Source organism: Saccharopolyspora flava, from assembly GCF_900116135.1.
In the GTDB taxonomy this organism is placed as follows: Bacteria; Actinomycetota; Actinomycetes; order Mycobacteriales; family Pseudonocardiaceae; genus Saccharopolyspora; species Saccharopolyspora flava.
On the sequence record NZ_FOZX01000005.1, the window covers coordinates 405,632 to 422,386 of the forward strand.

The window sequence follows — 16,755 nt, forward strand, 5'->3', positions numbered from 1 at the left end:
ATGCGCGCCCCCGGCCGGGTCAGAGGGTGGCTACGGGGGTGGTGGGTGAGCCGACGGCGCCGGGGAGGTTGAGGGGTGGGGCGGTGAGGAGGAAGCGGGAGCGGTGCAGGCGGTGGAGGTCGGCGGCGAGGGGTGTCAGGTGCCAGAGCTCGCCGAGGTGGATGCCGAGTTTGAACAGGCAGTGGTGGTGCAGCGGCAACGCCGGGGCCGGGGGTTGTGCCGGGGTGGCCGGGTATTGCTCCACGGCGTAGTTGTCGGCGATCAGGGCGGACAGGCCGGAGTCGGTGATCCACCGGAGGAGGCGTTCGTCGCGGCCGTCCAGGGCCGGGCAGGCCCCGTGCAGGACGTCCGGGTCGGGGTCGCCGTTCATGTCGATGAGGCGCTGGGCGAATCCGGTGTGCAGGCAGACCATGTCGCCCTCGTGGACCTCGACGCCGTCGGCGGCCATGATCTCGGCGAGGGTGTCGTAGCCGACCACGGTGCGCTCGTCGCCGAGGTGCCGGTGCAGGTCGATGAGCACCCCGCAGCCCTGCGCCCCGCCGCGGGCGAGGGTGTCCACGCCCAGCGGCCCGCCGCTGGAGGTGGTCCGCTCGTGCAGCTCCGCGGTCCCGGAATCGGCCAGATCGGACGGCCCGACGACGTCCTCCCCCGCGCGGAACCCGTTGTAGAACACCGGTTCCGCAACCCCGTCGCCGTCGGCGTCGAACAGGGCACCGGCGTGGGCGAAGGAGTCCCACTGCGTCGAGTACTGCAGGTGCAGCACCACGAGGTCGTCGCAGAGCACGTCGGTGGCGCCGTCGACGCGCTGCCGCAGCTCGTAGTTGAAGTTGATCCCTCCGAAGCGCCGGGTGGGGCGCAGCACGGGCGGGAACCGGTTGGGGTTCAACGCGTTCCCGCCCGGCAGCGTCAGCGGCAGGCTCAGCGAGTGCGTGATGCCTTCGCGCACCTCGGCCGCCGCGGCGCGGACCCGCTCAGGCGTCAGCAGGTTCATCCGGCCGCGGGTGTCGTCGGGGCCGAAATCACCCCAGTTGGACCCCTCCGGACGCCGGGTCCAGCGCGCTCCGGTCATGGTCGCCTCCCTCGCGTCGTTCGTCACTGCGTTCGTCGTGGTCGGGCAGGCGGAGCAGCACCAGCATGCAGCCCAGCGTGAGCAGCACCTGGAACAGCGCGTAGCCGATGACGACGTTGATCGAACCGGACGCGCTCAGCAGGAACTGGCCCACCACCGGGGTCGTGCCGCCCAGCAGCGTGCCGCAGAGCTGGTAGCACAGCGAGAGTCCGGTGTAGCGGACCTCGGCGGGGAAGCGCCCGGCGAGGATGCCGGCCATCGCCGCGTAGTACAGGCAGTGCGGCACGGTAGCCACGGCGACGCCGGCCATCGCCAGCCAGTAGTCGCCGGTGGCGATGAGCAGGAACATCAGCGGCAGCAGCACGACCTCGGGCAGCAGCATCACCGTCACCGCGCGGGACAGGCTGCGCATCCGGGTGGCGATGACCGCGCCGAAGGGCTGCACGACGATCTGGGCGATGTTGGCGACCAGGATGATCGTCAGGAAGTCGGTCTTGGCGAAGCCCAGTTCGCCGGTGGCCCAGGCCAGTGCGAACGTCGACTTGAAGTAGGTCGCCGACAGCCCGATCGTGCAGGCCCCGATGCCCAGCGCCAGCAGGCCGGGGTGCGAGCGCACGACCTCCCACACGGGCAGCTTCGCGGTGCGCTTCGACTCGATGAGCCGCGCCATCGCCGGGGATTCGGTGACCCGCAGCCGGATGAACAACCCCACCACGACCAGCACCGCCGAGGCCAGGAACGGCAGGCGCCAGCCCCAGCTGAGCATCGCGGGTTCGGGAAGCCCGCTGATGAGCAGGAAGCAGACGGTGCTCAGCGTGTTGCCGACCGGCGAGCCCTGCTGGGCGAAGGCGCCGTAGAGGATGGACTTGCCCTTCGGGGCGTGCTCGGAGGCGATGAGCACCGAACCGCCCCACTCGCCGCCGAGCCCGATGCCCTGCACCATCCGGATGCACACCAGCAGGATCGGCGCCCACACCCCGATCTGGGCGTAGCCGGGCAGCAGGCCGATCGCGGTGGTCGCGGTGCCCATCATCAGCAGCGTGATGACCAGGGTCTTCTTGCGCCCCAACCGGTCTCCGATGTGGCCGAAGACGACGCCGCCGAGCGGGCGGGCGAGGAACCCGACCCAGAACGTCGCGAAGGCCACCAGCGTGCCCAGCGCGCCGTCGAGCTCCGGGAAGAACACCTCGTCGAAGACCAGCGCGGAGGCCGTGCCGTAGATGTAGAAGTCGAACCACTCGATGGTCGAGCCGATGAAGGCCCCGACCCCGGCACGGTTCGCCGTGCGCGCGCTGCTCAATGAATTCCCCTTCGAATCCGGTGCGATCGCGGCAACGGTGGCAGCCCGAACGCGCGACCGTCCAATACGAGATCGGGGGCCGATTGAGATCGGATCCGGATCAGTCCGGGGTGGGCAGGGCGGTTTCGGCGATGCCGAGGACGGTGTGCAGCGCGGCGTTGATGTTGTCCTCGCGCCAGGCGAGCGCGGCCCGCAGCCGGGTGGGTTCGCCCGCGAGCCGGCGGTAGACCAGTCCGGTCTGCTGGATGTGCTGGCAGGACGTCAGCGTCAGCGTCACCCCGACACCGGCGGCGACCAGCGCGAGGATGGTGTAGGAGTCCGGCGCCTCCTGCACCACGCGCGGGCTGAACCCACCCGCGACGCAGGCCTTCACCAGCGCGTCCCGCAGGGTCGACCCGGCGTTGGAGGGGAAGCTGACGAACGGTTCGTCGGCGAGTTCGGCGATCGGGACGCGGTCGAGCCCGGCCAGCCGGTGGTCGGTGGGCAGCGCGCAGATCAGCTCCTCCACCTCGATCACACGGGTGGCGACCCCGGGTTGGTTCACCGGCAGCCGCACGAATCCGAGATCCAGGGTGCCGTCGGCGACGCGGGCCAGCGCGACGTCGGCGTAGGTCTGGCCGCGCATCACCAGCTCCAGGCCCGGGTGCGCGGCCCGCACCGCCCGGGTGAGCAGCGGCAGCGTCTCGTGGCTGGAGGCCCCGGCGAAGCCGACGGTGACCCGGCCGCGCTCGCCGCGCCCGGCGGCCCTGGCCGCGCCGACGGCGTCCTCGACGTCGTCGAGGACCGTGCGAGCCGGTTCCAGGAAGGACTCCCCGGCGTTGGTGAGCCGGACCGAACGGGTGTTGCGCTCGAAGAGCGTCACGCCCAGCTCCTTCTCCAGCTGCCTGATCTGCTGGCTCAGCGGCGGCTGGGCCATCCGCAGCCGCTGGGCGGCGCGCCCGAAGTGCAGTTCCTCGGCGACCGCGACGAACGCGGTCAGGTGGCGCAGTTCCACGCCCATCCCCTCGATCCATCCGCGCGGGCTCTTGATCTGACACTAATTCGGTATTGGACCTGTCTCAATCCGGGGTGGCAGGCTCAGGTGCACACCGCGAGACCCCTGGGGGCGCTGATGCCGCAGGCCGACAAGACCGCCTCGATGCGCGAGGCCATCGCCGAGTTCGTCACCGACGGCGCCACCGTGGCGCTGGAGGGCTTCACCCACCTCATCCCGACCGCGGCCGGGCACGAGATCATCCGGCAGGGCCGCCGCGACCTCACGATCGCGCGGATGACCGCCGACATCGTCACCGACCAGCTCATCGCCGGGGACTGCGTGAGCAGGCTGATCTCGTCGTTCGTCGGCAACTCCACCGCCGGGTCGCTCGGCGAGCTCCGCCGCCGGGTCGAGGCCGGGACGCTGGCGTTCGAGGAGTACAGCCACTACGGGATGATCTGCCGCTACCTCGCCGGGGCGCAGCGGCTGCCGTTCTACCCGCTGCGCTCCTACGCCGGCAGCGACGTCCCGGCGGTCAACCCCAGCATCCGCAAGGTGACCTCGCCGTACCCGGCGCCGGACGGCGGTGAGGAGCAGATCTACGTGGTGCCGCCGCTGAACCCGGACGTGACGATCGTGCAGGCCCAGCGCGCCGACCGGGCGGGCAACACCCAGATCTGGGGGCTGACCGGCATCCAGGCGGAGGCGGTCTACGCCGCGCGCAAGGCGATCGTGGTGGTCGAGGAGGTGGTGGCCGACGAGGTGATCCGCTCCGACCCCAACCGCACGGTCGTGCCGGCCCACGCGGTGGACGCGGTGGTGGTGTGCCCGCGCGGGGCGCACCCGGCGTTCGTGCAGGGCTACTACGACCGCGACGGCGCGTTCTACCGGGAGTGGTCGCGGATCAGCGCCGACCCGCAGCGGCTGCGGGACTGGCTCGACGAGTGGGTGCGCGGCACGGCCGATCACGCCGACTACGTCGCCAAGCTCGGCGAGCAGCGCTGGGCGGAGCTGGCCGTGGGCGAGGCGTGGAGCGAGCCGGTCAACTACGGCCGCAGGCTGTGAGGAGGGGCAGATGAGCATCACGTCGTCGGAACTGCTGGCCGCGGTCGCCTCGCGCGAACTGGCCGGGGCGAACACGGTTTTCGCCGGGATCGGGCTGCCGACGCTGGCGGTGTCGCTGGCGCAGCTGACCGTGGCGCCGGAGGTGGAGATCGTCTACGAGTCCGGGGTGTGCGGGGCGCACCCGGCTCAGCTGCCGGAGACCATCGCCGACGCGGTGCTGATCACCGACTCGGAGGCGGTGCTGCCGATGACCGCGCTGTTCGGCTACGTGCTGCAGGGCGGGCGCATCGACGTTGGGTTCCTCGGGGCGGCGCAGATCGACCGGTTCGGCAACCTCAACTCCTCGGTGATCGGCGACTGGCACGCGCCGAAGGTGCGGCTGCCCGGCTCGGGCGGGGCGATGGAGGTCATGGCCAACTCGGGTGAGGTGTTCGTGGTGATGCGCCGCCACGACCCGCGCTCGTTCACCGCCGAGCTGGACTTCTGCACCTCGCCGGGCCCGGACCGGGCGCTGGCCGACGGGATCCGGCCGCGCGGCAAGGGCGTCACCCGCGTCATCACCGAGCTGGGCATCCTCGCCCGCGACGACGTCGGCGAGGAGCTGCGGCTGGTGGCCACCCACCCGGGCGTGACCGTCGAGGAGGTGCGCGCGGCCACCGGCTGGGACCTGCGGGTGGATCCCGAGCCGGCCACGATCACCCCGCCGACCTCCGACGAGCTGCGGATGCTGCGCGAGGACGTCGACCCGGAGCGCGTGTACCTGCGGTGAGCGCGTTCCGCCGTGGCGGGCGCGGTTCGGCGTGATGGGATGGACCGGTCACCCCGTGGTCAACCGTGCTGGAGGATGCGGTGCTGGAGGAGTTCCTGCGGGACTGGAACCCGCGGCCGGTGGTCGAGCACGACGCGATGGCGCCGGAGCAGACCCGCGCGCTGGCCCACGTGCTGGAGGTCCCGGCCCCGGTCGACGAGCTGCCGCCGCTGTGGCACTGGGTGCACTTCCTGACCTGGCCGCCGCACTCCGACCTCGGCCCGGACGGACATCCCCTCGACGGGGACTTCCTGCCGCCGGTTCCGGACCGGCGCCGGATGTTCGCGGGCGGCCGGGTCTCGATCGCCGAGCCGCTGCGGCTGGGCACCCCGGCCGAGCGCACCACCGAGCTCGGCGGCGTCGAGGTCAAGCGGGGCCGTTCGGGCGAGATGGCGTTCGTGACCGAGCGGCGCGAGTTCCACCAGGACGGCCGACTGCGCCTCACCGAGGAGGTCGACTACGTCTACCGCAGCGGTGAGAGCGAGACGAAGAACCCGAACCGGTTGCGCCCCACCGACTTCCCGGACTCCACCGCGCCCTGGCAGCAGCGCTTCACCGGTGAGCCGACCCGGCTGTTCCGGTTCAGCGCGCTGACGGCCAACACCCACCGCATCCACTACGACGAGCCCTACTGCCGCGAGGTGGAGGCCTACCCCGGGCTGGTGGTGCACGGGCCGCTGCTGGTGCTGCTGATGGCGGAGCTGGCCCGCGAGCACCGGGCGGTGACCGGGGTGTCGTTCCGGCTGCGGCGACCGGTGTTCTCCGGTGATCCGGTGCTGGTCTGCGGCGACGAGGACGGATCGTTCTCGGTGCGCTCGGACCAGGTGCACGCCGAGGCGTCGATGACCTTCGACGCGCCCCGGTAGCATCGGGCGCGACCGCGATCGCGCAGGTCGGAGCTGTCTCCGGCCCCGGGGAGGAGAGGCGATGTCGTCCGAGCAGTGGGTGCCCACGACCGCGCACTGGGGCGCCTACCAGGCGGCGTCCGACGGTGCCGGCGGTGTGCGGGTGCGCCCGCACCCGGACGACCCGGCGCCCTCTCCCCTGCTGGGCAACGTGCCCGGCATCGCCCGGCACGACACCCGCGTGCTGCGGCCCGCGGTCCGGCGCGGCTGGCTGCTCGGCGGGCCCGGTCCGACGGCGCGGCGCGGGCGGGACGAGTTCGTCGAGGTCGACTGGGACACCGCGCTGGACCTGGTGGCCGCGCAGCTGGACCGGGTGCGCACCGAGTCGGGCAACGAGGCGATCTACGGCGGTTCCTACGGCTGGGGCAGCGCGGGCCGGTTCCACCACGCGCAGAGCCAGCTGCACCGGTTCCTCAACACCCTCGGCGGCTACACGGCCTCCCGGAACAACTACAGCTTCGGGACCTCGCAGGTGCTGCTGCCGCACGTGGTGGGCAGCGCGGCGGCGGTGCTGGGCTACGCCGACAGCTGGGCGACGGTGCGCGAGCACGCTGATCTGATCGTGGCCTTCGGCGGCCTGCCGACCAAGAACCTGTCGGTGTCGCCGGGCGGGGTCACCCGGCACACCAGCGCGGCGGCCGCGGCCGATCCCGGGGTGGCGGTGGCCTCGATCAGCCCGCTGGCCGACGACGTGCCCGCCGGGGGCCGCTGGTACTCCATCGAGCCGGGCACCGACGTGGCGATGCAGCTGGCGCTGGCGCACGTGCTCCTGACCGAGGACCTGCACGACGCGGAGTTCCTCGACCGGTGCTGCACGGGTTTCGACGTCTTCGCCGCCTACCTGCTGGGCGAGTCCGACGGCGTGCCGAAGACCCCGGAGTGGGCGGCCGGGATCTGCGGGATCGGTGCCGCCGACATCCGCGAGCTGGCGCGGCGGATGGCCGCCGGGCGGACGCTGGTGACGGTCACCTGGTCGTTGCAGCGCACCCGCGGCGGCGAGCAGCCGGTGTGGGCGGGCATCGCGCTGGCGGCGATGCTCGGCCAGATCGGGCTCCCCGGAGGCGGTTTCGGGCACGGCTACGGGTCGATGGCCGACGTCGGCGACGAGGGCCCGGTGCTGCAGCTGCCGACGCTGCCGCAGGGCCCGAACCCGGTGGGCGCGTTCATCCCGGTCGCCCGCATCGCCGACATGCTGCTCAACCCGGGCGCGGAGTTCGACTACAACGGGAAGCGCCTGACCTACCCCGACATCCGGCTGGTGCACTGGGCGGGCGGCAACCCGTTCCACCACCACCAGGACCTCACCCGGCTGCGGCGGGCGTTCGCGCGCCCGGAGACGGTGGTGGTGCACGAGACGCACTGGACGGCCACCGCGCGGCACGCCGACGTGGTGCTGCCGGCGACCACGACGCTGGAGCGCGAGGACCTGGGCGCCGGACGCCGGGACACGCACCTCACGGCGATGCACCGGGTGCTCGATCCGGTCGGCGAGGCCCGCGACGACTACGCGATCCTGGCCGGGCTCGCCGAGCGGCTCGGGGTGCGGCAGCGCTTCACCGAAGGCCGTGGCGCGCGGGGCTGGCTGGAGCACCTCTACGAGAAGTGGCGGGCGCCGCTGCTGCAGCAGGGCCACGACCTGCCGGACTTCGACATCTTCTGGCGGCTCGGCGAGGTGCGGCTGCCCGCGATGCCGGAGGACCCGCCGCTGGTGCGGTTCCGGCGGGACCCGGAGCGGGAGCGGCTGCACACCCCCAGCGGCCGGATCGAGCTGTTCTCGGAGACGGTGGACTCGTTCGGCTACGACGACTGCCCGGGGCACCCGGCGTGGCTGCCGCAGGAGCGCAGCGCGCCGCTGCACCTGATCGCCAACCAGCCGCCGACCCGGCTGCACGGGCAGGGCGACGTGGGCGCGGTCAGCCGGGAGTCCAAAGTGGCCGGTCGGGAGCCGATCACGCTGCACCCCGACGACGCGGCCGCGCGCGGCATCACCGACGGCGCGGTGGTGCGGGTGTTCAACGACCGCGGCGCGTGCCTGGCGGGAGCCCGGCTCAGCGACCGGGTCCGGCCCGGTGTGGCGGTGCTGCCCACCGGCGCCTGGTTCGACCCGCAGCCCGATCCGCAGCACCCGGACCGGGAGCTCTGCGCGCACGGCAACCCGAACGTCCTCACCGAGGACGTCGGCGCCTCCCGGCTCTCGCAGGGCTGCGCGGGCCAGCGCACCCACGTCGACGTCGAGCCCTTCACCGGCCCCCTTCCCGAGGTCACCGCTCACCAGCCGCCGCCGCTGCGCTGATCTTGATCACAATGCGGCTCGCTTCCGCCGGAACGGCCCGCGAGGGCGGGCACAATCCAGGCGAACGGGATCCGCGTTGCCCATTCGCGACGCGGTGTTGACCATTTGCGCCGCGGGGCTTCCGGGGTCGCGCGGGCGTGCGATCGTGCGGGTCAACCGGCGCGTTGCGGGAGGACCGAAGCGATGGAGTTCAACGACGGCTTGGCCGACACCGAGGTGCCCACCACCAGCGTGGTCGACACCGAGGTGCTGATCATCGGCTCCGGGCCCGCCGGGGCCTCGGCGGCGCTGTTCCTGTCCAGCCTCGGGGTGGCCAACATCGTGGTCACCAAGTACCGCTGGACGGCCAACACCCCGCGAGCGCACATCACCAACCAGCGCACCATGGAGATCTTCCGCGACCTCGGCATCGAGGAGCAGGTGCTGGCCGAGGCCACGCCGCACGAGAAGATGGGCGACACGGTGTTCTGCACCTCCATCGCCGGTGACGAGATCGGCCGCATCCGCACCTGGGGCACCCATCCGGCCCGGCACGCCGACTACGAGCTGGCGTCCCCGTCGCTGAACTGCGACATCCCGCAGACCTACCTCGAACCGATCCTGGTCAAGAACGCCACCGTGCGCGGCTCGCACACCAGCTTCTCCACCGAGTACCTCTCGCACACCCAGGACGCCGACGGCGTGACCGCGCGGGTCCGCGACCGGCTCACCGGCCACGAGTACGACATCCGCGCCAAGTACCTCATCGGCGCCGACGGGGCCCGCTCGAAGGTCGCCGCCGACATCGGGCTGCCCTACCAGGGGCAGATGGACATCGCCGGGTCGATGAACATCACCTTCAAGGCCGACATCAGCGAGCTCGTCGCGCACCGGCCGTCGGTGCTGTACTGGGTGATCCAGCCCGGTTCCAACATCGGCGGCATCGGCACCGGCCTGGTGCGGATGGTCCGGCCGTGGGACGAGTGGCTGATCGTGTGGGGCTACGACATCACCCGGCCGCCGCCGGAGCTCGACGACGACGCGGCGCGGCAGATCGTGCGCAACCTGCTCGGCGTGGACGACCTGGACGTGGAGATCACCGGGTACTCGCTGTGGGGCAACAACGAGCAGTGGGCCACCCACCTGCAGTCCGGCCGGGTGTTCTGCGCCGGCGACGCCGTGCACAAGCACCCGCCGTCGAACGGCCTCGGCTCCAACACCTCCGTGCAGGACTCCTACAACCTGGCCTGGAAGATCGCGGCGGTGCTGCGCGGCTGGGCCTCCCCCGAGCTGCTGGAGACCTACTCGGCCGAGCGGGCACCGGTGGCCGAGCAGATCGTGCGGCGGGCCAACCAGAGCGCCCGCGAGTTCGGCCAGATCTTCGACGCCCTGGGCATCGAGGACGGCGACACCGAGGAGCAGATGCGCGCCAAGATCGCCGAGCGCGCCGCCGACTCCCCCGAGGGCGCCCAGCGGCGCGAGGCGCTGCGGCACGCGATGGAGCTGAAGAACTACGAGTTCAACGCCCACGGCGTCGAGATGGGCCAGTTCTACACCTCCACCGCCATCGCCTCCGACGGCTCGCCGCGCCCGGAGTCCTAGCGCGACCCGGAGCTGTACTACCGGCCCAGCACCGTTCCCGGCGCGCGGCTGCCGCACGTGTGGGTCGGCGACGCGACGCGGACGCTGTCCACCCACGACCTCGCCGGCTACGACCGCTTCACCCTGTTCACCGGCATCTCCGGGCAGGCGTGGGCCAAGGCCGCCCAGCAGGTCGCCGAGAAGCTCGGGGTGCCGCTGGAGGCGGTGGTGATCGGCCCCGGCCGCGAGGTGACCGACCTGTACTTCGACTGGGCGGCGATCCGCGAGGTCCACGAGGATGGGGCGGTGCTGGTGCGTCCCGACAAGCACGTGTGCTGGCGCTCCCACCGGATGGCCGACGATCCGGCGGCGGCGCTGACCGACGTGCTCACCGGCATCCTCAAGTCCGGAGGTGAGGCGTGAGCCTGGAATTCGACCACAGGACGCTGGGCCAGCGGGTCCGCTTCGGCGCGGGCAAGGCCGCGGCCAACGTCGCTGAGGAGGTGCGGCAGCGCGAGGCGAAGGCGGTGATGGTCATCGCCGAGACCCGCGAGGCCGAGCTGGCCCGCCGCATCACCACCGGCATCGACGTGGCCCTGCACTACGACGACGTGGCCATGCACGTGCCGGTTGAGAAGGCCGAGAAGGCCCGGGCCGCCGCGGCCGGGCACGGCGTCGACCTGCTGGTGTCGGTCGGCGGCGGGTCCACCACGGGCCTGGCCAAGGCGATCGCGCTGACCAGCGGCCTGCCGATCGTGGCCGTGCCCACCACCTACGCCGGGTCCGAGGCCACCAACGTGTGGGGCCTGACCGAGGCGGCCCGCAAGACCACCGGCGTCGACGACCGGGTGCTGCCGCAGACCGTCGTCTACGACGCCGAGCTCACCCGCACGCTGCCGGTGGAGCTGTCGGTGGCCTCGGGGCTCAACGGGCTCGCGCACTGCGTGGACTCGCTCTGGGCTCCGCGTGCCGACCCGATCAACGCGGCGCTGGCCACCGAGGGCATGCGCACCCTGGCCGCCGGGCTGCCGAAGGTCCTCGCCGACCCGCAGGACATCGACGGCCGCGACCTGGCGCTGCACGGCGCCTACCTGTCGGCGGTGTCGTTCGCCTCGGCCGGGTCGGGGATGCACCACAAGATCTGCCACGTGCTCGGCGGCACCTACGACCTGCCGCACGCCCAGACCCACGCGATCGTGCTGCCGCACGTGCTGGCGTTCAACGCCCCCGCCGCCCCGGAGGCCGCCGCCCGCATCGCCGGGGCGCTGGGCGGCAGCGGCGCGGTGTCCTCGCTGGTGGCGCTGCGCGACCGGCTGGGCGCGCCGAAGGCGTTGCGCGACATCGGTTTGCAGGAATCGGACCTGGACGAGGCCGCCGAGCTTTCGGTGGCGGCGATCCCGGAGTCCAACCCCCGTCCCGCCACCGCCGAGGGCGTGCGCGCGCTGCTGGCCGCCGCCTGGGCCGGAACCGCACCGGAGGGCTCATGACCGACGTGGAGATCAGCGACGCCGACAAGCAGCGCCGCGCCGAGGAGGAACTGGTCGCCACCGTGCTGGCCAGCTTCGACGGCACCGAGGACGAGCGGCTGCGGCAGGTGATGCGGTCGCTGGTGAAGCACCTGCACTCCTTCATCCGCGACGTGCGGCTGACCCAGCGCGAGTGGGAGGCCGGGATCGCCTTCCTCACCGCCGCCGGGCACATCACCGACGAGCAGCGGCAGGAGTTCATCCTGCTCTCCGACGTGCTGGGCGCCTCGATGCAGACCATCGCGGTGAACAACGAGGCGCGCGGGAACGCCACCGAGGCAACGGTTTTCGGCCCGTTCTTCGTCGAGGGCTCGCCGCGGGTCGAGTTGGGCGACGACATCTCCGGCGGCGCCGCCGGGGAGCCGTGCTGGGTGGAGGGCACCGTCACCGACACCGAGGGCGCGCCGCTGCCGGGCGCGCGGATCGAGGTGTGGGAGGCCGACGAGGACGGCTTCTACGACGTGCAGTACTCCGACGACCGCACGGCCGCCCGCGCGCACCTGTTCACCGACGAGCGCGGCTGGTACGGGTTCTGGGCGCTGACGCCGACGCCGTACCCGATCCCGCACGACGGCCCGGTGGGCAGGATGCTGGAGGCCACCGGACGTTCGCCGATGCGCGCCTCGCACCTGCACTTCATGGTCAGCTCACCGGGTCTGCGCACGCTGGTGACGCACATCTTCGTGGAGGGCGACGAGCTGCTGGAGCGCGACGCGGTCTTCGGCGTCAAGGACTCGCTGATCAAGCGCTTCGAGCGGCAACCGGCCACCGCACCCGTGCCCGGCAACCGCGACCTCGGCGGCCGGACCTGGAGCAGGACGACCTTCGACATCGTCCTACCCCCGGAGGACTAGCGTCCGAAGTCCTGGGTCCAGTAGTGGCTGGAGGTTTCGATGCCCACGCCGATGGTGCGCAGCGAGCAGTCCATGATGTTCTTGCGGTGGCCGCGGGACTTCATCCAGTCGCCGACGACCTGCTCGGCGCTGGTGTGGCCGCGGGCGATGTTCTCCGCGCCCGGCGAGGGGTAGCCCGCGTCGCGCAGCCGCTGGCCGAAGGTGACGCCTTCGGGCGTGGTGTGGCTGAAGTAGCCGCGCCGGGCCATGTCGGCGCTGTGCTCGGTGGCGGCGCGGGTGAGCCGGTCGTCGACGGTGAGCGGGCCGCACCCGGCGCTCGTCCGCGCCTGGTTGACCAGCTCCACCACCTGCTCCTCCGCCGGAGGTGCCGGTTCGCCCGACATGGACACCGCGGCGAAGCTCATCCCGCCTCCGATCAGCAGGGCGCCGGCAACGACGGTCAGTGCGGTCTTCGGTGTCATGAACCGCAAAACTACGGCACTCTCGCACACCGCACTCTGATCGAAAACGTTGCCGCGCGGGGACTTCACACCATCTCGCTACCGCCGGGCGATCGACTTGCGCACCGGGCGGACAGCCTTCCCGAGAGGCGTTCGCGTTGACTAGGTTGGGCGGCATGCTGCTGCGCCCCACCTCCTCGCGCCTGGCCGCCCGGATGATCCAGAGCGTCACCTCGCTGGCCTCGCGCAGCCGTCGACGTCCCCGGTTCCCGGAGATCCCGGGCACGACCCGCCGCGTCGAGGTGCCCACCTCGCACGGCCCGGTGGCGGCGACGCTGTACCTGCCCGCGGAGGGCGGCACGCGGCCGCTGCACGTGAACCTGCACGGCGGCGGGTTCATCATCCGCTACCCGGAGCAGGACGATGCGCTGTGCCGCTACCTGGCGGCGCACGCCGGAGTCGCGGTGCTCAACGTGGACTACCCGGTGGCGCCGCGCCACCCGTTCCCGATCCCGCCGAAGGTGTGCTTCGAGGTGGTGCGCTGGGCGGCCGAGCACGCCGCCGAGCTCGGCGCGGACGGCGATCGGCTCAGCGTCGGCGGTGCCAGCGCGGGTGGTTCGCTGGCCACCGCGGTGGCGCGGCAGGCCCGCGACGCGGGCGGTCCGCACCTGGCGCTGCAGGTGCTGCACTACCCGTCGCTGGACCTGATGACGCCGGTGCGGGAGAAGCTGCGCGAGCGCGACCGCAGCGAGCCGACGTTCCTGAAACCGTGGATGGGCGCGGTCTTCCACGACTCCTACCTGCCCGACCGCGCGCTCGGAGCCGACCCGCTGGCCTCCCCCGCGCACGGCGACAACGACCGGGACCTGGCCGGGATCGCGCCCGCGGTGGTCATCACCGCCGAGCTCGACCTGCTGCGCGCCGAGGGCGTGCGCTACGCGCGGTCGCTGGAGCGGGCCGGGGCGCTGCGCGAGCACCGCGACCTGCCCGGCCTCGATCACGGCTACGACCAGCTCGGCGGGGACGACACCCCGGCACGCGAGACCTACGACCTCATCGCCGGGCACCTGCGCCGAGCGCACTCCTAGGGTTCCAGGACCTCGCGGCGCAGCAGCGGGAAGCCGAGCATCACCAGCACGCCGGGCAGCAGGGAGAAGCCCAGCAGGATCGCGATGACCGCGCTGCCGGGTTGCGCGACGACGCCGCCGTCCACCCCGGACACGTAGCCGCCGAGGCCGAGCACGAGCCCGAACAGCCCCGGTCCCAGGGCCATCCCGAGGGTTTCCGACCCGGTCCACACCCCGGCGGCGATGCCGGCGCGGGTCTCCCCGGTGCGCTCCTCCTCGGCGCTGATCAGGTCCGGCATGATCGCCAGCGGGAACACCTGGATCCCGGCGTAGCCGACACCGGCCAGGGCGACGAACACGAACGACACCCCGAGCGGCAGCACCAGCGCGGCGGACAGGCCGAGACTGGCGATGCCGAAGGCGACGCAGGCGGCGCGGAACCCCCACAGCTTGCCCCAGCGCCGCCCCAGCCGCGGCCACAGCGGCATCGTCACCAGCGCGGGCAGGACGAACCCGACGAACAGCCACGTCTGCACTCCCGGGTCGCCGAAGACGTAGCGGGAGGCGTAGTTGACCCCGGCCAGCAGCGTCGCCAGCCCGAGCGCCTGCAGCGTGTAGACCAGCACCAGGGTCCGGAACGAGCGCCAGCGGCGCATCGTGACCAGCAGCTCGCGCCAGGTCTGCGCGCCCGGCCGCAGCCGCCCGACCGGGGCGCCGCGCAGGCCCAGCACCATGAGCACCACGCCGACGAGGATCACCAGCCCGACGGCCACGCCCATCACCCGGTACCCGGCCACTCCCCCGACGCCGTGGGCGAGCGCGGGCGCGCCGCCGCCGGAGAGCAGCACGGCCACCGAGAGGAAACCCATGCGCCAGCTGGTGATCCGGGTGCGCTCGCCGTAGGAGTCGGTGAGCTCGGCGGGCAGCGCGTTGAACGGCACCTGGAACACCCCGAACGCGGTGGCGCACAACAGGTACGCCACCAGCACGTACCCGGCGTCGAGCGGGGTGCTGCCGAACCCGGGGTGGGCGAAGATCGCGGCGAACAGGACGGCCACGCCGATGCCGCCGCCGAGCAGGAACGGGCGTCGGCTGCCGCGGCGCACCAGGCTCGCGTCGGAGAGCCTGCCCGCGATCGGGTTGAACACCACGTCCCACACCTTGGGCACCAGCACGAGCACGCCCGCGATCGCGCCCGGCACCGCGAGGGTGTCGGTCAGGTACGGCAGCAGGAGCAGCCCGGGAACCGTGGTGAACGAGCCGGTGACCAGCGAACCGAGCGAATACCCGATCCGGGCGCGATGTCCGATCCGGGTCTGGACGGGAAGTGCCACTGCGTTCCTCCGGGATCGCTCGCCTGATCGCATCGTCGCACCACCGGTGCGGATTCCGAACCGGAAGCACTCCTTTCGTTACGCAACGCGTCCGTTCGGGTCGCCCGGCCGGTGAGCCGCGCCAAATTCAGGTGACCGCGCGGGTTCGGTGCTCTAGGGTGTCGGCAGGTTCCTCGAACAGCGAGGCCATTGCGGCGAGCGCGCCAGCGGCACCACTGCGGCCGACGCCCCGCATCCGCACCACCTCCCTCGCTTTCCTGGAGCATCCATGTCCTCACTCGCCCGCGCTCGCCGGTTGGACGGGCTCACCGGGTCCCCGGTGCGCGACCTGCTCGCGCTGACCCGCCGCCCCGGCGTCATCTCCTTCGCCGGAGGATTGCCCGCGCCGGAGCTGTTCGACACCGACGGGCTGCGCGCCGCCTACGCCCGCGCCCTGGCCGAGCCCGACGCCGCGCGCACCCTGCAGTACTCGCCGACCGAGGGCGACCCGGCGCTGCGGGAGATCGCCGCCCAGCGCCTCACCGATCAGGGTCTGCCCACAGTGGACGACGACCTGCTCATCACCACCGGTTCGCAGCAGGGCTTGAGCCTCATCGCCTCGGCGCTGCTGGACCCGGGCGCGGTGGTGCTGGTCGAGGAGCCGGTCTACCTCTCGGCGGTGCAGTGCTTCCAGCTGGCGCAGGCGCGGATTGTGCCGGTGCCCGGCGACGAGCACGGCATCGACCCGGAGGCGCTGGAGGAGATCGCCGCCCGGGAGGACCCGGCGCTGCTGTACCTGGTGCCGACGTTCTCGAACCCGACCGGGCGCACCCTCAGTGCCGAGCGCCGCGACCGGATCGCCGAGATCGCCGCGAGGCACGACTTCTGGCTCGTCGAGGACGACCCGTACCACGAGCTGCGCTACGACGGGCAGCCGCTGACGCCGCTGTCGGCGCGCGCCCCGGAGCGGTCGCTGTACCTGGGCAGCTTCTCCAAGGTCGTCGCGCCGGGGATGCGCGTGGGCTGGCTGCGAGCACCGGAGAGCCTGATGCGGCAGCTGGTGATCCTCAAGCAGGCCGCCGACCTGCACACCTCCACCATCGACCAGGCCGCCGCGGCCGAGTACCTGGCCACGACCGATCTCGACGCGCGGGTGCGGGTGCTGCGCGAGACCTACCGGGGGCGTCGCGACGCGCTGCTGCGCGGGCTCGCCGAGATCACGCCGCCGGGCACGACGTGGACCGAACCCGAGGGCGGCATGTTCGTCTGGGTCCGGCTGCCCGGTGAGGTCGACACCGCCGAGCTGCTGGAGGAGGCGCTGCGCCACGACGTCGCTTTCGTCCCCGGCGCGGCCTTCCAGGTCGGCGACCCGGACCGCGCCACGATGCGACTGTCGTTCACGACCTTCTCCCCCGACACCATCGCCGAAGGCCTGCGGAGGCTCGCCAAGGCCCTCGGCTGAGGCGTTGGGGCAGTTTTAGCCACAACTGTCCGGGCAAAACGGATATTGATCATGGGTGATTCTGGCTAAAACTGTCCCCGGGCTCACCACACGGCGGATTGCGCACCCCCGAAGAAC

The 16,755-nt window shown here is 72.4% G+C and carries 15 protein-coding genes; 10 read left to right on the forward strand and 5 right to left on the reverse strand.

The window, feature by feature from the left end; translation table 11 throughout:
- Positions 1-19: 19 nt before the first annotated feature.
- The 3 genes from BM424_RS17665 to BM424_RS17675 all read right to left on the reverse strand — a co-directional run bounded on the left by BM424_RS17665 (position 20) and on the right by BM424_RS17675 (position 3,363).
- Complete coding sequence (locus BM424_RS17665; RefSeq protein WP_093419137.1) at positions 20-1,069, reverse strand: cyclase family protein; 1,050 nt, start codon at positions 1,067-1,069, stop codon at positions 20-22.
- A complete protein-coding gene (locus BM424_RS17670) occupies positions 1,020-2,369 on the reverse strand; it encodes an MFS transporter (protein ID WP_093419139.1) in 1,350 nt (449 codons plus the stop codon). Before BM424_RS17670 ends, BM424_RS17665 begins: the two co-directional genes overlap by 50 nt.
- A gap of 100 nt (positions 2,370-2,469) precedes the next feature.
- On the reverse strand, positions 2,470-3,363 hold the full coding sequence (locus tag BM424_RS17675) for a LysR family transcriptional regulator (protein WP_093419358.1): 894 nt from the start codon (positions 3,361-3,363) through the stop codon (positions 2,470-2,472).
- Positions 3,364-3,480: 117 nt separating this feature from the next.
- On the opposite strand from BM424_RS17675, the gene BM424_RS17680 reads away from it, so the two are divergent.
- The 8 genes from BM424_RS17680 (at position 3,481) to BM424_RS17710 (ending at position 12,356) form a co-directional block, all read left to right on the forward strand.
- On the forward strand, positions 3,481-4,410 hold the full coding sequence (locus tag BM424_RS17680; protein WP_093419141.1) for a CoA transferase subunit A: 930 nt from the start codon (positions 3,481-3,483) through the stop codon (positions 4,408-4,410).
- Positions 4,411-4,420: 10 nt separating this feature from the next.
- Entirely contained in the window at positions 4,421-5,179 is a 759-nt protein-coding gene (locus tag BM424_RS17685; RefSeq protein ID WP_093419143.1) for a CoA-transferase subunit beta, read from the forward strand.
- Positions 5,180-5,244: 65 nt separating this feature from the next.
- Positions 5,245-6,084 carry an HTD2 family dehydratase gene (locus tag BM424_RS17690; protein WP_245775919.1) on the forward strand — a complete coding sequence of 280 codons (840 nt, stop codon included), beginning with the start codon at positions 5,245-5,247 and terminating at the stop codon, positions 6,082-6,084.
- A 61-nt stretch (positions 6,085-6,145) separates the two neighbouring features.
- Complete coding sequence (locus BM424_RS17695; RefSeq protein ID WP_093419147.1) at positions 6,146-8,416, forward strand: molybdopterin-dependent oxidoreductase; 2,271 nt, start codon at positions 6,146-6,148, stop codon at positions 8,414-8,416.
- Positions 8,417-8,599: 183 nt separating this feature from the next.
- A complete protein-coding gene (locus BM424_RS17700; protein ID WP_245775920.1) occupies positions 8,600-9,997 on the forward strand; it encodes an FAD-dependent oxidoreductase in 1,398 nt (465 codons plus the stop codon).
- A gap of 12 nt (positions 9,998-10,009) precedes the next feature.
- On the forward strand, positions 10,010-10,399 hold the full coding sequence (locus BM424_RS29510; protein ID WP_342742628.1) for an aromatic-ring hydroxylase C-terminal domain-containing protein: 390 nt from the start codon (positions 10,010-10,012) through the stop codon (positions 10,397-10,399).
- On the forward strand, positions 10,396-11,463 hold the full coding sequence (locus tag BM424_RS17705) for a maleylacetate reductase (RefSeq protein ID WP_093419150.1): 1,068 nt from the start codon (positions 10,396-10,398) through the stop codon (positions 11,461-11,463). The genes BM424_RS29510 and BM424_RS17705 overlap by 4 nt, the downstream gene beginning before the upstream one ends.
- Positions 11,460-12,356, forward strand: a complete 897-nt coding sequence (locus BM424_RS17710; protein ID WP_093419152.1) for a dioxygenase family protein — start codon at positions 11,460-11,462, stop codon at positions 12,354-12,356. The genes BM424_RS17705 and BM424_RS17710 overlap by 4 nt, the downstream gene beginning before the upstream one ends.
- On the opposite strand, the gene BM424_RS17715 is transcribed toward BM424_RS17710, so the two are convergent.
- The gene (locus BM424_RS17715; RefSeq protein ID WP_093419155.1) at positions 12,353-12,817 is read right to left on the reverse strand and encodes a CAP domain-containing protein; all 465 of its coding nucleotides are present in this window, start codon (positions 12,815-12,817) and stop codon (positions 12,353-12,355) included. The two genes, BM424_RS17710 and BM424_RS17715, sit on opposite strands and share 4 nt — an antisense overlap.
- 155 nt (positions 12,818-12,972) lie before the next feature.
- On the opposite strand from BM424_RS17715, the gene BM424_RS17720 reads away from it, so the two are divergent.
- Positions 12,973-13,884: an alpha/beta hydrolase gene (locus BM424_RS17720; protein WP_093419156.1), complete on the forward strand. Its 912-nt coding sequence runs from the start codon at positions 12,973-12,975 to the stop codon at positions 13,882-13,884.
- On the opposite strand, the gene BM424_RS17725 is transcribed toward BM424_RS17720, so the two are convergent.
- On the reverse strand, positions 13,881-15,230 hold the full coding sequence (locus BM424_RS17725) for an MFS transporter (RefSeq protein ID WP_093419157.1): 1,350 nt from the start codon (positions 15,228-15,230) through the stop codon (positions 13,881-13,883). The genes BM424_RS17720 and BM424_RS17725 overlap by 4 nt on opposite strands.
- A 235-nt stretch (positions 15,231-15,465) precedes the next feature.
- On the opposite strand from BM424_RS17725, the gene BM424_RS17730 reads away from it, so the two are divergent.
- Positions 15,466-16,638, forward strand: coding sequence for an aminotransferase-like domain-containing protein (locus BM424_RS17730; protein ID WP_093419158.1), 1,173 nt, complete (start codon positions 15,466-15,468; stop codon positions 16,636-16,638).
- The last annotated feature ends 117 nt before the right edge of the window (positions 16,639-16,755 follow it).

What these genes read in the sequence shown, in the direction of transcription:
- BM424_RS17695 (WP_093419147.1), top strand. Translation starts at nt 6,146, where the DNA reads ATGTCGTCCGAGCAGTGGGTGCCCACGACCGCGCACTGGGGCGCCTAC.
- BM424_RS17730 (WP_093419158.1), top strand. Translation starts at nt 15,466, where the DNA reads ATGTCCTCACTCGCCCGCGCTCGCCGGTTGGACGGGCTCACCGGGTCC.
- BM424_RS17700 (WP_245775920.1), top strand. Translation starts at nt 8,600, where the DNA reads ATGGAGTTCAACGACGGCTTGGCCGACACCGAGGTGCCCACCACCAGC.
- BM424_RS17685 (WP_093419143.1), top strand. Translation starts at nt 4,421, where the DNA reads ATGAGCATCACGTCGTCGGAACTGCTGGCCGCGGTCGCCTCGCGCGAA.
- BM424_RS17665 (WP_093419137.1), bottom strand. Translation starts at nt 1,069, where the DNA reads ATGACCGGAGCGCGCTGGACCCGGCGTCCGGAGGGGTCCAACTGGGGT.
- BM424_RS17680 (WP_093419141.1), top strand. Translation starts at nt 3,481, where the DNA reads ATGCCGCAGGCCGACAAGACCGCCTCGATGCGCGAGGCCATCGCCGAG.
- BM424_RS17720 (WP_093419156.1), top strand. Translation starts at nt 12,973, where the DNA reads ATGCTGCTGCGCCCCACCTCCTCGCGCCTGGCCGCCCGGATGATCCAG.
- BM424_RS17715 (WP_093419155.1), bottom strand. Translation starts at nt 12,817, where the DNA reads ATGACACCGAAGACCGCACTGACCGTCGTTGCCGGCGCCCTGCTGATC.
- BM424_RS17725 (WP_093419157.1), bottom strand. Translation starts at nt 15,230, where the DNA reads ATGCGATCAGGCGAGCGATCCCGGAGGAACGCAGTGGCACTTCCCGTC.
- BM424_RS17710 (WP_093419152.1), top strand. Translation starts at nt 11,460, where the DNA reads ATGACCGACGTGGAGATCAGCGACGCCGACAAGCAGCGCCGCGCCGAG.